General features: G+C 39.3%; 14 protein-coding genes. All 14 read right to left on the minus strand.

Features of this window, described 5'->3' with window-relative positions; translation table 11 throughout:
- Nucleotide 1: 1 nt before the first annotated feature.
- On the minus strand, nt 2–1,105 hold the full coding sequence (gene hisC, locus ACN6NE_RS06170; protein ID WP_129704585.1) for a histidinol-phosphate transaminase: 1,104 nt from the start codon (nt 1,103–1,105) through the stop codon (nt 2–4).
- Nucleotides 1,106–1,109: 4 nt separating this feature from the next.
- Nucleotides 1,110–1,925, minus strand: a complete 816-nt coding sequence (gene trpA / locus ACN6NE_RS06175) for a tryptophan synthase subunit alpha (RefSeq protein WP_129704587.1) — start codon at nt 1,923–1,925, stop codon at nt 1,110–1,112.
- A complete protein-coding gene (gene trpB, locus ACN6NE_RS06180) occupies nt 1,912–3,126 on the minus strand; it encodes a tryptophan synthase subunit beta (protein WP_129704589.1) in 1,215 nt (404 codons plus the stop codon). The genes trpA and trpB overlap by 14 nt, the downstream gene beginning before the upstream one ends.
- Nucleotides 3,123–3,749, minus strand: a complete 627-nt coding sequence (locus ACN6NE_RS06185; RefSeq protein ID WP_474324889.1) for a phosphoribosylanthranilate isomerase — start codon at nt 3,747–3,749, stop codon at nt 3,123–3,125. The genes trpB and ACN6NE_RS06185 overlap by 4 nt, the downstream gene beginning before the upstream one ends.
- Complete coding sequence (trpC, locus tag ACN6NE_RS06190) at nt 3,739–4,506, minus strand: indole-3-glycerol phosphate synthase TrpC (RefSeq protein ID WP_129704593.1); 768 nt, start codon at nt 4,504–4,506, stop codon at nt 3,739–3,741. Before trpC ends, ACN6NE_RS06185 begins: the two co-directional genes overlap by 11 nt.
- A complete protein-coding gene (gene trpD, locus ACN6NE_RS06195) occupies nt 4,496–5,521 on the minus strand; it encodes an anthranilate phosphoribosyltransferase (RefSeq protein ID WP_129704595.1) in 1,026 nt (341 codons plus the stop codon). Before trpD ends, trpC begins: the two co-directional genes overlap by 11 nt.
- The gene (gene trpE / locus ACN6NE_RS06200; protein WP_057233632.1) at nt 5,514–7,028 is read right to left on the minus strand and encodes an anthranilate synthase component I; all 1,515 of its coding nucleotides are present in this window, start codon (nt 7,026–7,028) and stop codon (nt 5,514–5,516) included. Before trpE ends, trpD begins: the two co-directional genes overlap by 8 nt.
- 283 nt (nt 7,029–7,311) lie before the next feature.
- Nucleotides 7,312–8,394: a 3-dehydroquinate synthase gene (aroB, locus tag ACN6NE_RS06205; protein WP_129704599.1), complete on the minus strand. Its 1,083-nt coding sequence runs from the start codon at nt 8,392–8,394 to the stop codon at nt 7,312–7,314.
- Entirely contained in the window at nt 8,394–9,566 is a 1,173-nt protein-coding gene (aroC, locus tag ACN6NE_RS06210; protein ID WP_129704601.1) for a chorismate synthase, read from the minus strand. Before aroC ends, aroB begins: the two co-directional genes overlap by 1 nt.
- Nucleotides 9,567–9,700: 134 nt before the next feature.
- On the minus strand, nt 9,701–10,483 hold the full coding sequence (locus ACN6NE_RS06215) for a CheR family methyltransferase (RefSeq protein WP_474324891.1): 783 nt from the start codon (nt 10,481–10,483) through the stop codon (nt 9,701–9,703).
- Nucleotides 10,484–10,693: 210 nt separating this feature from the next.
- Nucleotides 10,694–11,143, minus strand: coding sequence for a nucleoside-diphosphate kinase (gene ndk, locus ACN6NE_RS06220; RefSeq protein ID WP_013059010.1), 450 nt, complete (start codon nt 11,141–11,143; stop codon nt 10,694–10,696).
- Nucleotides 11,144–11,258: 115 nt separating this feature from the next.
- A complete protein-coding gene (hepT, locus tag ACN6NE_RS06225; RefSeq protein ID WP_474324893.1) occupies nt 11,259–12,224 on the minus strand; it encodes a heptaprenyl diphosphate synthase component II in 966 nt (321 codons plus the stop codon).
- Between the two features lie 81 nt (nt 12,225–12,305).
- Nucleotides 12,306–13,010, minus strand: coding sequence for a demethylmenaquinone methyltransferase (locus ACN6NE_RS06230; RefSeq protein ID WP_013059012.1), 705 nt, complete (start codon nt 13,008–13,010; stop codon nt 12,306–12,308).
- A gap of 4 nt (nt 13,011–13,014) precedes the next feature.
- Nucleotides 13,015–13,809: a heptaprenyl diphosphate synthase component 1 gene (locus ACN6NE_RS06235; RefSeq protein WP_129704608.1), complete on the minus strand. Its 795-nt coding sequence runs from the start codon at nt 13,807–13,809 to the stop codon at nt 13,015–13,017.
- Between the last annotated feature and the right edge of the window lie 119 nt (nt 13,810–13,928).

The raw sequence follows: 13,928 nt of genomic DNA on the forward strand, positions 1-13,928 counted from the left end.
ATTAAGCTTTCGCCGTTTCTTGGTTAACAAACTGCTGAAGCAATTCAATGATTTGTTCATTTTGTTCTTTTGTTCCCACCGTAATACGAACGGAAGTTGGGAAGCCTAATGCATTGCCTGAACGAACGATAAATCCGCGCTGCAATAAAAATTGAAACACTTCATCGCCTTGACGGCCAAAATCAATTAGAACAAAGTTAGTGAAAGAAGGATAATAGTTTAAGCCGTTCTTGTCGCAGAAAGCATAATATTGCTGCAAGCCTTCTTCATTTTTCTTTTTACACTCTTCAATGAACGCTTGGTCTTCAAGAGCAACGATTGCTGCTTTTTGAGCCATGCGGCTTGTATTAAAAGGTTCACGAGCCGGCTCAATTTTTTGCAGCAATGATTCGTTTGCAATGCCGTAACCAATACGCAAAGAAGCTAAGCCGTATGCTTTTGAAAATGTGCGAAGTACAATTAAGTTTTCATATTCATTCAAAAACTCTACCGTATTCGGGTAGTCCGCTTGATCTGCTGCATACTCAAAATACGCTTCATCCATCACGATTAACGTATGCTTAGGAACTTGTTTCATAAAGGAAATTAACTCATCGCCCTTCACATACGTTCCCGTTGGATTATTAGGACTGCATACCCATACAATGGTCGTATTTTCATCAATTGCACGAAGCATAGCGTCTAAATCATGGTCTCCGCCGCGCAGCGGTACTTCACGAATTTCTGCACCTTCAATTACGGCATTATGCTTATATTGAGGAAATGATGGCGTCGGCATCACAGTATTTGTATCAGCTGATAGCAAAGCTCGGCAAATAATTTGAATGACTTCATCAGATCCATTTCCAAAAATCAGCTGATCTTGCTCTACACCTACATGTTTTGCTACTGCTGCACGCAGTTCAGCTGCATAGCCGTCTGGATAAAGTGCCATATTTTCAATTTCCGCAGCAATGGCTTCTTTTACTAAAGCAGAACTGCCGTAAGGATTTTCATTAGACGCTAATTTTACAACGCGATCTAAATTAAATTCACGCTTTACTTCTTCAATTGGCTTACCTGGTTTATATGGAGATAAAGTTAGTAATTGTTCTTTTACCTTCAACGTGTTACACCTCGCATTTTTGTATAGGCGAAACGATGGATGCAACATACTCCTCAATTTGATTTAATCCGTCTCGACGTGTATCCTTATTTAAAAGAACTTGTTCAAGCTGGCCAATTTTATTAACAATTGCACTTCCAATTACAATGCCGTCGCTATGTTCTTTTAACACTTCTACCTGTTCGCTTGTTGAAATCCCAAAACCGACGGCAACCGGTATAGAAGCTGCTGCTTTCACATCTTCTAAAAAGGTGCCAATATCAGCTGGCAACGTAGAGCGAACTCCTGTAACGCCTAAAGACGACACGCAGTATAAGAAGCCCGTTGCATCTGCAGCGATTTTTTGAATACGCTCTTTAGATGTAGGAGCAACCATTGAAATGTACGCAACTTCATTTTCAGCGGCAAGCTTTCGGATACGGCCACTCTCTTCGTACGGTAAATCCGGAATTAGCACTCCATCTATTTCATTTTCTCGCATTAACGCGAAAAAGGATTCTAAACCTAATTGTAACACAGGATTAAAATAGGTAAAGAGAATTACCGGTATTTTCACACCTTTTTTTCTCATCACCGATACAAGCTTAATGGCTTTTGAAATAGACATACCGCCAGATAAAGCTCTTTTAGACGCCTCTTGAATGATCGGACCATCGGCTAAAGGATCAGAATATGGTACGCCCAGCTCTAAAATAGAAGCACCTTGCTTTTGCAAAGACAAAGCAATATCCACCGTTGCATCTTCATGAGGATCTCCGGCTGTAATAAATGGAATAAATAATGTTTCATGTTTAGGCAGTCTCGCTTCAAACGTATTCATGCTCTTCTTCCTTCCCTTCTAGCAAATTTACTAATGTATGAACGTCCTTATCTCCTCGACCTGATAAGCAAATTAAAATCGTTTCTTCTTTCGTCATGCTTTTAGCCAGTTCAAATGCTTTTGCTAGTGCATGGGCCGATTCAATAGCCGGGATGATCCCCTCTGTTTTGGCCAGCAGCTGAAGAGCTTCGATTGACTCATCATCCGTTACGCTTTCATATTCTACTCGTCCAATAGATGAAAGGTGAGAATGTTCTGGACCGATACCCGGATAATCCAAACCTGCTGAAATAGAATAAGGCTCTGTAATTTGACCATTTTCATCTTGAAGTAAATACGTGAGCGTACCGTGAATAACACCTTTTGTGCCTTTAGCCATTTTCGCAGCATGAAGGGCTGTATTTAGTCCTTTCCCTCCTGCTTCTACGCCGATCAAACGTACATTTTCTTCTTTAATAAAATCATAAAACATGCCGATTGCATTACTGCCGCCTCCGACGCATGCCACGACAGCATTCGGAAGCTTGCCTTCTACCGCTGTAAACTGTTCTTTCGCTTCTTCTCCAATAATTTTTTGGAAATCTCGAACCATTTTAGGATAAGGATGCGGTCCAATTGCCGAACCAATTAAGTAAAAATGATCTTCACAGTGTTGAACCCAGTAGCGAATTGCTTCATTTGTTGCATCTTTTAACGTTTTTGTTCCAGAAGTTGCAGGAATGACTTCCGCTCCTAGAAGCTTCATGCGAAAGACGTTCAACGCCTGACGTTCAATATCTTCTTCTCCCATGAATACTTTACATTCCATTCCGAACTTTGCAGCTACTGTAGCCGTGGCTACCCCGTGCTGACCGGCTCCTGTTTCAGCAATAATTTTTGTTTTGCCCATACGTTTAGCAAGTAAAATCTGTCCAATGGCATTATTGATTTTGTGAGCACCCGTATGATTTAAGTCTTCACGTTTTAAATAAATTTTTGCCCCGCCGAGTGTTTCGGTAATATTATCAGCATATGTTAAAGCCGTTGGTCGCCCTGAGTAGTTGACGAGTAGGGATAGGTACTCATCTTTAAATGCTGGATCTTTCATTGCTTGATTCAAAGCTACTTCTACTTCTTCGAGTGGTTTCATTAATGTTTCAGGTACGTATTTTCCGCCAAATTCACCAAAGCGGCCAAATTCATCAGGATGATTGTATGTCATAGTATGATCTTCCTTTCAATCTCTATAATTTTTGTATAGTCCTTCGTTCCATTTGTTTCAATACCGCCAGAAATATCAATCGCCCCAGGCTTGTAGGGTAACAAGTTCTCAATGTTAAAAGCATTGATTCCTCCAGCAATAAAGCATTTTTTACCTAACCTTTGTGCAGCTGATTCATACTGAGGAACGAAGCTCCAATCAAAAGCAACGCCCGTTCCTCCGAATTGTTCTTTAACCTTGCTATCAATTACATACCCGTCAGCCTCTTCATATACATGCATTTGCTGCAGCGTTTCTTTATTGTGAGGGAGCGCTTTCCACACTTCATATCCACGCTGCTTTAACTGACGTACGTCTGCAGCTGTTTCTTGCCCGTGGCACTGAATTACATCTAAATTTGTTACGGAGGCAATTTCAAGTATTTGATCTACCGGTGTATTAACAAATACCCCTACTAGCGAGACTTGTTTTTTTATTTCATCCGTTACAAACTCATTTACTCGTTCAGGCTTTACATATCGTTTACTTCTAGGATAGAAAATAAAGCCAATGTGAGTAGCAGCCGACTTTTCGATTAAAGCTATATCTTGTTTTGATCGAATACCACAGTACTTAATGAGCATATTCACTTTCCCCAAACAGCTTTTCAATCGCTTTGGTTTGATTATCCTTCCTCATAAGCGATTCCCCTACTAAAATAGCTTTTGCTCCCGCTTCTTTTACGTAGGAAACATCATCGTATAAGTAAATTCCGCTTTCACTCACTAGCAGCTGATCTTTCGGAACATGCTTGGCGATTTCTTTTGTCTGCTGCACGCTAGTTTCAAACGTGTGAAGATTTCGATTATTAATTCCAATAATCTTCGGGGTAAATACAGCTAGCAGCTTTTCAAGCGTTTCTAGAGAATGCACTTCTACTAAACAATCTAACTCTTTTTCAGTAGCTTGAAGATAAAGCTCTTGCAATTTTAATGGTTCAAGTGCTTCTCCAATGAGTAAAATAGCATCAGCACCGATTCTTGCACTTTCTTCCACTTGAATGGAATCAATGATGAAATCCTTGCGAAGCACAGGGATAGAGACATGCTGTTTAATGTCACTTAAAAACGTTCGATGTCCTTGAAAATAGTGCTGATCTGTTAACACAGACAGAGCATCTGCTTTTCCTTCTTCGTAGGCTTTAGCAATTTCCACAGGCTGAAAATTCTCTTTTATTAATCCTTTAGAAGGCGAGGCTTTTTTCACTTCTGCAATAAGAGCCAGCTCTCGATTCGGATTTGATAAAGCGTCTAAAAATGATCGTTTTGCAACATTTTGCTGTTCGGGTAACTGTAGGTTTTGAATTTCTTCTTTTTTTGTTTCAATAATTTTATTGAGCATGTTCAACCACCTTTTTCGATTTCAATCGTTGTAATTGCGTGTATGCAGCACCTGATTCAATTGTTTCTAAAGCTACAGCTACTCCTTCTTCAAAAGTAGAAACGTTTCCGCTAACGTAAATAGCTGCAGCAGAGTTTAATACGACTGCGTTTTTAGCAGTTACATTACTTTTATTTAAAAATAGCGATTCAATAAGCTCGGCACTCGATTTCGCATCTTCTACCACTAAGTCTTCAAGCTTCCCTCTCTGTAAGTGTACATCCTCTGGTGCAAGCGTATATTCTATAATGACATTGTCTTGCACTTCTACAATATCCGTTACATCCGTGGCACTAATTTCATCCAAACCGTCTCTGCCCGCAACCAGAAGGACGTGGTTAGCTCCCAGTACAACAAGCGCTTCTGCTAATTTTCGTGCAAGCTCAATAGAATAAACGCCAATTACTTGCTTTGTGCAGTTAGTAGGGTTTGCTAATGGACCTAATGCATTAAAAACGGTTCTAAACCCTAATTCCTTTCGAGTAGCAGCAACGTGTTTCATAGCAGGGTGATAAAGCGGCGCAAATAAAAAGGACATGTTGAGGTCAGCCACCGCATTTTTCACTTCTTTTTCATTTCCTTGAATCCATATATTCAGATGTTCTAACACGTCTGCACTTCCGCTTTTAGAAGATACGGCGCGGTTCCCGTGTTTCGCAACCTTTACTCCCGCAGCAGATGCCACAATCGCACTAGCCGTCGAGATATTAAACGTAGAGGCCCCGTCTCCTCCGGTACCGCATGTATCTACTACGTTTAATTCTTCTAGAGAAATAGCATTCATATTATTTTTCATACCTCGGACAAAACCAACAATTTCATCGACGGTTTCTCCTCGGTACGTTAAAATGGTTAGCACGCTAGCAATTTGAGCTGCCGGGACTTTACCGTTCATAATATCATTCATAATTTTTTCTGCTTCTTCCGCTGAAAGTGACTCACCGCGCAAACACTTTTTTAACAATTCTTTAAACATATACATCCTCCTTTTTATCGTAGATGTCTTGGGCTAATTGAATTGTTTTGATTAAAGCGCTAGCTTTATTGCGGGTTTCTTTCCACTCAAGCTCCGGTTTTGAGTCAGCAACCACTCCTGCTCCAGCCTGGATATAAGCGGTCTGGTCTTTCAAAAGAATGGTCCGAATCGCAATGCACGAATCAATGTTTCCATCAAATCCGAGATATGCTACGGTTCCTGCATATACATTTCTCGCAACTGGTTCAATTTCATTTAAGATTTGCATCGCTCGCACTTTTGGAGCGCCAGATACGGTACCCGCTGGAAATGCAGAAAGCAGCGCATCAATGGGATGTACTTTTTCGTCAAGGCGCCCTGTCACTTTAGAAATCAAGTGCATGACGTGCGAAAAGTTAACCTGCTGCATTAATACTGGTGTTTGGACACTTCCATACTGTGCAACTCGGCCGATGTCATTTCTTGCTAAGTCCACGAGCATATAGTGTTCTGCCCGCTCTTTTTCATCGTTAATTAAGTCTTCGTATAAGCGCGCATCTTCTTCTGCATCCCTGCCACGTCTTCTCGTTCCTGCAATCGGATGAATTTCTAAATGGCCGTTTTCAATTTGAATCAACCGCTCAGGAGAACTTCCAATTAACTCCACGCCTTTTACTTTCACGTAAAATAAATACGGAGACGGATTAACTAATCGCAATACTCTGTAAATATCAAATCCAGCTACGGTCGTATCAATTTGAAATCTCTGCGACAATACGGCTTGAAAAACATCTCCGCTTTTAATGTATTCCTTAATTTTTTCCACATCTTGCACAAATTTGTCTTTTTGGTATGACGATGTCACGCCTTCAAAGCTAACTTCGCGCTGCTCGCTTTCAAACATCATTGGCTTTTCTTTCACCGTCTGCGCTATTCTTTCAACATATCTATTGATCTCTGCTAAAGCTTCACCGTATTTTTCTTTTTTCTGCTGCTCTTTGTCTTGCTCATTAAGCTGAATGTAGTGAATCACCATAAGCTCTTTTGTTTGATGATTATAAGCAAGCATCGTTTGACAATAGATAAAGTGAAAAGTAGGCATGTTCAAATCATTTTGGGCATGTACGTTTACTTTTTCAATTTGCGATACTGCGTCGTAGCTGATAAACCCTACTGCTCCTCCTTTAAAAGGAAGTGCAAGGTCTGGTACTTTCACTTTCAGCTCTTGCTGAATTTTACAAAACACCTCTTTAAAGCTGTCTCCTTGCAGCATAGGCTGAAGCTGCTTGTTTTTTGCTAGATAGGTTCCGTTTTCTTCCTCAACATACAAAAATGGATTTAAGCCAATAAAAGAATAATTGGACCATGGTGATGATTCATCATTACTTTCAAGCAAATATACGGCTTCATCTTTTACTTGTTGAAAAAGATCAACAGGTGTCATGCTATCGATAAATATTTTTTTTATAATTGGAATGGTTAAATACTCTGTAGAGTCTTCTAAAAAAGAAGTATACGTGTTCGTCATATCTTTCAATCCTCCATTTCATGGAGAATGAGAATAGATGAGGTTATATAAAAGAGGATATAATAAATAAACCCAAAGACACATCAAAAATGGGTCTTTGGGTATACGAATGGTAAAATTCACTCAACTAAACTCTGCTCAACTGTCTCATTCTCGTCTACCCTAATCTCAACTAAACTGTCTATTGTTTTCTCATAACTAAAATCTCTAAACTAACTTGTTACCAATTGTAGTACGTTTCAAATTCATTTGTCAACTACTATCTACTTGGCTTTAGACGAAACTAAGCTTTAAGCTCCTCATTCAGCAGTTTAAGAATCACTTCATCTTCTACTTGTTGAACAAAAGGTTTGCCTATGCCTTCAAGCAATACCATGTGAACATTGCTTGATTTAGACTTCTTGTCCGCTTTCATTCTTACGAGCAGTTTTTCAGCTGAAAGATGTTTTGGGACAGACGTCTTGTAGCCAAATTTTCCAAACCATTTCGCAATGTCGTCCACAGAGAACTGACTTTTCTCAAGAACATTGCTGACTTTCATAGCAAACAGCATACCAATCGCTACGCCTTCTCCGTGGCTGATTTGTCCATAGCCGCACTCTGCTTCGATCGCATGCCCTAACGTATGTCCAAAGTTCAGATGAGCGCGAACGCCAGCTTCTGTCTCATCTTCTTTTACAACAGATGCTTTGACTAAAATACCGTTTTGAATAGCATAAATTAATTTTTCATCCTGTAAATCAGTCAGCGATTGTATATTTTGCTGAAGCCATTCATAAAATGCTTGATCGTGAATAAAAGCGTGTTTAATCACTTCTGCAAAACCGGAACGCCACTCTCTTTCAGGAAGCGTTTTAAGAAGATCAATATCATAAACAACCGCTTCAGGCTGATAAAAAGCACCAATCATATTTTTTCCAAGCTCATGATTAATGGCTACTTTACCGCCTACAGCACTATCGTGAGCAAGAAGCGTCGTTGGCACTTGAATAAAAGAAACACCCCTCATGTATGTAGCTGCTACAAATCCAGCTAAATCACCAACTACTCCTCCGCCAAAAGCAATAACTAGTGCATTTCGATCAAGCTGCTGCTCGAGCGCAAATGTCTGACAATTGTAGTAATGTTGAAAGGACTTCGCATGCTCACCGCTTGGCACTACGTATTTAGCCACTTTAAACTGCGTCTCAATAGCTTTTACAACCGCTTCTCCATAATATGAATCTACAGCTGAATCGGTGATGATTAACACGGACGACAGATTAGGTTTTACACTCTCGATAATAGAAGGCAACTTTTCAATTAATCCATTTCCTAAATAAAGAGGATATGTTTTGGATAAAGTTTGAATATCAATTTGCAACATTAAAACTCCCTCGCATGTGCACGCATTTTCTCAATATTTTCAGCAATTAAATCAATTCGGTCCTGTCCAAACTGTTCGATTAGCGCATCAGCCAATTCCCAAGCTACAACGGCTTCTGCTACAACGCTTGCAGCCGGCACAGCGCAGCTGTCTGAACGTTCGATGCTTGCCTCAAAGGCTTCTTTTGTTTCAATATCAACACTTTTTAACGGCTTGTAAAGCGTTGGAATAGGTTTCATTACACCGCGTACTACAATTGGCATACCTGTTGTCATGCCGCCTTCAAAGCCGCCTAAGTTGTTTGTTTTACGGGTATATCCATTCTTTTCATCCCATAGAATTTCGTCATGAACTTCGCTTCCTGGTCTGCGAGCCGCTTCAAATCCAATCCCAAACTCAACGCCTTTAAATGCATTAATGCTCATAACAGCTGCGGCAATCTTCGCATCTAATTTACGATCGTAATGAACATAGCTGCCTACTCCTGCTGGCACGCCTTCAATAATAACTTCTACTACGCCTCCGATAGAATCGCCGTTTTTCTTAGCATCATCGATTGCTTGCATCATGTCTTTCTCAACAGCTGAGTCAAAACATCTTACTGGAGAAGCTTCAGTGACTTCTTGAAGTTCCTCTAAGCTTTTGTATTCAGGCGGATTTGCCTGTACGCCGCCAATTTCTAATACATGTCCAGCTACAGAAATCCCGAACTGAGCAAGGATTTGACGAGCCACAGCACCCGCTGCTACCCTTACAGTTGTTTCGCGAGCTGAAGAACGTTCTAATACATTTCTCATATCGCGATGACCATATTTAATAGCGCCGTTTAAATCGGCATGCCCTGGTCTTGGTCTTGAGATTTTACGCTTTACTTCTTCTGATTCTTCTTCAGAAATTGGCTCGATGCCCATAATTTTTGTCCAGTGTTTCCAGTCGTTATTTTCTACCGCTAACGTAATAGGAGATCCTAACGTATAGCCGTGGCGGACACCGCTTAAAATTTCCGCTTGATCTTTTTCAATTTGCATACGTCTTCCGCGACCATGACCTTTTTGTCTTCGCGCTAAATCTGTATTGATGTCTTCGGCTGTTAAAGGAAGCCCTGCCGGAACACCCTCTAAAATAGTAGTCAACTGTGGACCATGTGATTCTCCTGCTGTTAAATATCGCATAATCGTACCTCCGCTTAATATGTATTATTCGTCAGAATTTTTCCATTTTTAAATATGACTATACCATACTATAACATAAGAATGTACAAAAAGTTTCACCTCGGCTTTTAAGAAACCGTTTCAGGTTGTCTTGATTAAATGGTCTTTACTTTTCTGTAAAAAAACGTATCAGCCGTTTCAAATCCATACTTTTGCGGAGTAAAAACCTGTTCTGTGCTACCTACAAATAAGATGCCGCCAGGTGCTAAAGCTCTGCTAAATTTTTCATATAAAGTATGCTTTGCTTCATCTGTAAAATAAATAAGCACATTTCGACAAACAATCAAGTCAACGTTTTTAGGAAAAGAGTCTGACAGTAAATTATGTTTTTGAAAAACAACTGTTTTTTTGATTTTTTCATCTAATAAGTACCCGGTTCCTCTTTGTTGAAAGTACTTATTTTTCATTGAAACAGGCACTTCCTGAAGTGAACGTTCATCATAAAAGCCTATTTTTGCTTTTTCTATCACTTTTTCATCCAAATCGGTCGCCAATATAGAAATACGCGAAAGCGGAAAAAATGTTGATAAAACCATCGCTAGTGTATATGGCTCTTCCCCTGTTGAACAGGCAGCGCTCCACACTTTGAGGTCTGTTTTTCCTTTTACAAGAGTCGGTAAAATTTTTTTCTCCAATATATCCCACCGCTGATAGTTGCGATAAAACTCTGACACGTTAATCGTCATCCGATCTAAAAACTCCTCAAGCAGTTCGTTGTTACTGTTCATTGCTCGATAATATTCAAAAAAACTAGAAAAACCTTTTTTTTCATACAGGGAGGTGAGACGGCGTTGCATTTGAGACTGCTTATATAGTGATAAATCAATGCCTGTTTTTATTTTTATTTTCTCCACAAACGCGTCATATTCATCTATCATCTTTGACTCTCCTTTCTTATTTCTATACGTTTATGTTAGACGTATAAAGAAATAAAACCTTTATATACGCTTATCTTCTTATTAATATATCGGAATACATTGTGAAAATGTTTATGTAGAGAGACATTCGCAATGAATAGCCTAGGACCTATTTATAAACACAATAAAAAAGACGAATGAAAATTCATTCGTCTCCTTGCGCTATCTAAATTAGTAAATCCAAGCGTCTGCGTCTTTTTTATAGAAAGTCAGCTCTTCACTTTCAAAGAATAAGCTGATTTCACGCTCCGCACTTTCTGGTGAATCTGAGCCGTGAATAATATTCTTATCGACAATCAGTCCATAATCACCTCGAATAGTTCCAGGAAGCGCTTCTTGAGGGTTAGTTTTTCCCACCATTTGACGTGATACTGAAATCACGTTTTCACCTTCCCATACCATAGCAAAAACTGGACCTGATGTGATAAATTTCACTAACTCACCGAAGAAAGGTTTCTCTTTATGTTCACCGTAGTGTGTTTCAGCTAATTCCTGCGAAATATGCATAAGCTTAGCTCCGACTAATTGAAAACCTTTTTTCTCAAAGCGAGAAATAACCTCACCAATAATGCTTCTTTGTACCCCGTCTGGTTTGACCATTAAAAACGTTTTTTGTATCATTTTACTCTCCACCCCTGAAGTTCATGATATGTAAACAAGTTTTGAAAGCGCAATCACACCTCATGAAGATATTAACATTGTTTCGAGCAGTTTACAACTTATGAAAGTAAATAAATCAAAATTTCCGTTTTCCAATGTACTTCGCAATTTGATGCAGCGTTTTTTTCGCCTTGTTTGGCGGCAGTTCTTCTAAAATGCTCATCGCTTTTTGCAGATAACGATCGCTCATCTCAAATGAACGTTCAATGGCGTTAGAAGATTTAATATCAGAAATAATTTCATTGATCAGCTCTTGCTCATATTCCCTCTCGAAAAGCTGTTCTACTTTATCTCGAAACTCAGCATTTTCAATGGCATGCAAAACTGGCAGCGTAATATTTCCTTGCAGTAAGTCGCTGCCAACTGGTTTCCCAAGCTGTTCTTCTGATGAGATAAAATCTAAAATGTCATCGGTAATTTGAAATGACATTCCCACGTAATATCCAAACCAAAATAAACGTTTATGTATATCTTCAGGAGCTCCCGCTGCAATTGCACCTAACTGACAGCTTGCAGCAATTAGCAGTGCCGTTTTACGTTTAATTCTACGCAGATACACGCGTAGGGTTTGGTTTAGGTTGTATTTGTCCTTAATCTGTTCAATTTCACCGAGCGTTAATTCCACCATTGTATTAGATAAAATTTTATGTGCTTCCACATCTTTAACCTCACTCATAACTTCAAGCGCACGAGCAAAGATGTAATCCCCTGTATACATAGCAATACGATTGTCCCATTTTGCCTTAATTGTTGGTTTTCCCCGTCGCTTATCAGCGTCATCAATAACATCATCATGAACAAGAGACGCCATATGAATCAGCTCAAGCGCTACTGCCACGTGTTTGATTTGGTCGATGTTGTAATGCCCAAATTTAGCTGCCAACAAAACAAATACAGGGCGAATTCGTTTCCCCCCTGCTTGTAAAAGGTGAAGAGAAGCATCTGTGATAAGTGTTTCATCGGTATGAACAGTTTGTTCAAGTTCTTTCTCAATAAGGGTAATATCCGTATTCAAAAAAGCGTACATCATTTTTAGTTTCATTGGACTCACCTTGCATTATATATTCATTCTTTACTACTTATCCTACAGGCTGTTGCACCTTTAGGACAAGCTTTTTCTCTTTTATCGTTTGTACCCTAGATGCATCGCTGCTACTCCACCTGTGTAAGATTTCACTTCAACATCTGTCAAACCGGCTTCACGGAACATATCAGCCAATTGCTTTTGACCTGGAAAGTCCCTTGCTGACTCTTGAAGCCATGAATATTCATCATAGCTTTTAGCGACCATCTTTCCAAGCGCAGGCATAATATACTTAAAGTAAAGCAAGTACATTTGTCGGTAGCCGATCATCGTGGGCTGAGACGTTTCAAGGCAAACCACTTTTCCGCCAGGTTTCACGACGCGCTGCATTTCCTTTAAAACTTGAAGGTAATCAGGCACGTTGCGCAGTCCGAATCCAATCGTTACATAGTCAAATGAATTATCTTCAAAAGGAAGTTCCATTGCATTGCCATGTAGTAAGGTAATATTTGAAAAAGGTGAGTTTTTTACTTTCTCTTCACCAATCTTTAGCATATTCTGACTAAAATCCAAGCCAACTGCCTCTCCTGTTTCTCCAACTGCTTCAGCCATAGCTAGCGTCCAATCCGCAGTTCCGCAACAAACATCTAAAGCTTTTGTTCCTTTTTGAACATTCATTCGCTTCATCGTATCTTTGCGCCATGCCTTATGACGCTGAAAACTAATAACAGAATTCATTTGATCATAATTTTTGTATATTTTTTCAAATACGCCATGGACACGCTGTTCTTTTGATTGCTGCATATCTCTATCCTTCTCCTACGACATTTTTCAGCACTTCTAAGCTAGATGTAAGTTCATCTAAGTGCTCTCTTAAAAACTCATTCATCACAAATTCACTTCGTAAGTATCCTCTAACAATATTTACAGACTGTTGAGTATACGAATAAAGGTATTCTTTTATTTGTTCTTGATTCATACCAATTTGTTTGCAATAGTTTAGCAAGAGAGTAGGCTCTTTATGCTGTAATGACTTTAATTGCTTTAATATCCCGTTCAAATACGCTGCATGTTTTAAAAGTTCTTTCCACTCTTCACGTTCAAAATAGTCACATAAGCATCTTACAAACGATGATTCTGCTGCTAAAAAACTATTCATAACGTCGTGTGGATTAGTAGAGCGATTGTTATAAATGTGTATCTTAGCGATATTAATTTCTTTAATAGCAGATGCTATAACTTTCATTAAATTCAGCTGGTTGCTTTGAGCTAAATAGTAATAGTACAGGCCGCTGTAATAATCTCCGGCCAAAACTACCAGCTGCCGCTCATGCAGCTTTCCTTCATTTCCGCTAACATTTTGAGTGGAGACTAGATCGTGGGTATCAAGTGCGGTTTGAACGAGCATCACAGATAGCACAGAGCTGTTCTTTTTTTCTTCTTCCATTGAAAAAGTATCTAAGAACGAACACATGTACAGTAATCTATTTTCATCAATACGCGGATGATGAATATATTTTTTTACATATGGATGACTTAATTCAACATGAAGCTGTTCTTTCATGTTGGCCACAATATCATAGATGGTTTTTACGCTCATCATCCTTGTCTCCCTTTCCATCACTATTTGTTTAAAGTTCTTTTAACTCCAAATCGATAGTGTCAATTATAACATAATTACATTATAAAATATCCTTTAAATTCTTTTGAAGCTTTTTCACG

The sequence above is a fragment of the Priestia sp. 53B2 genome, from assembly GCF_056099005.1.

Excerpts from the sequence above, each read along its gene's own strand:
- aroC (WP_129704601.1), bottom strand. The coding sequence starts at position 9,566 with ATGCGATATTTAACAGCAGGAGAATCACATGGTCCACAGTTGACTACT.
- ACN6NE_RS06235 (WP_129704608.1), bottom strand. The coding sequence starts at position 13,809 with ATGATGAGCGTAAAAACCATCTATGATATTGTGGCCAACATGAAAGAA.
- trpD (WP_129704595.1), bottom strand. The coding sequence starts at position 5,521 with ATGTTTAAAGAATTGTTAAAAAAGTGTTTGCGCGGTGAGTCACTTTCA.
- trpB (WP_129704589.1), bottom strand. The coding sequence starts at position 3,126 with ATGACATACAATCATCCTGATGAATTTGGCCGCTTTGGTGAATTTGGC.
- ACN6NE_RS06230 (WP_013059012.1), bottom strand. The coding sequence starts at position 13,010 with ATGCAGCAATCAAAAGAACAGCGTGTCCATGGCGTATTTGAAAAAATA.
- ACN6NE_RS06215 (WP_474324891.1), bottom strand. The coding sequence starts at position 10,483 with ATGATAGATGAATATGACGCGTTTGTGGAGAAAATAAAAATAAAAACA.
- trpA (WP_129704587.1), bottom strand. The coding sequence starts at position 1,925 with ATGAATACGTTTGAAGCGAGACTGCCTAAACATGAAACATTATTTATT.
- trpC (WP_129704593.1), bottom strand. The coding sequence starts at position 4,506 with ATGCTCAATAAAATTATTGAAACAAAAAAAGAAGAAATTCAAAACCTA.
- ACN6NE_RS06185 (WP_474324889.1), bottom strand. The coding sequence starts at position 3,749 with ATGCTCATTAAGTACTGTGGTATTCGATCAAAACAAGATATAGCTTTA.
- ndk (WP_013059010.1), bottom strand. The coding sequence starts at position 11,143 with ATGATACAAAAAACGTTTTTAATGGTCAAACCAGACGGGGTACAAAGA.
- trpE (WP_057233632.1), bottom strand. The coding sequence starts at position 7,028 with ATGACGAACACGTATACTTCTTTTTTAGAAGACTCTACAGAGTATTTA.
- hepT (WP_474324893.1), bottom strand. The coding sequence starts at position 12,224 with ATGAAACTAAAAATGATGTACGCTTTTTTGAATACGGATATTACCCTT.
- aroB (WP_129704599.1), bottom strand. The coding sequence starts at position 8,394 with ATGTTGCAAATTGATATTCAAACTTTATCCAAAACATATCCTCTTTAT.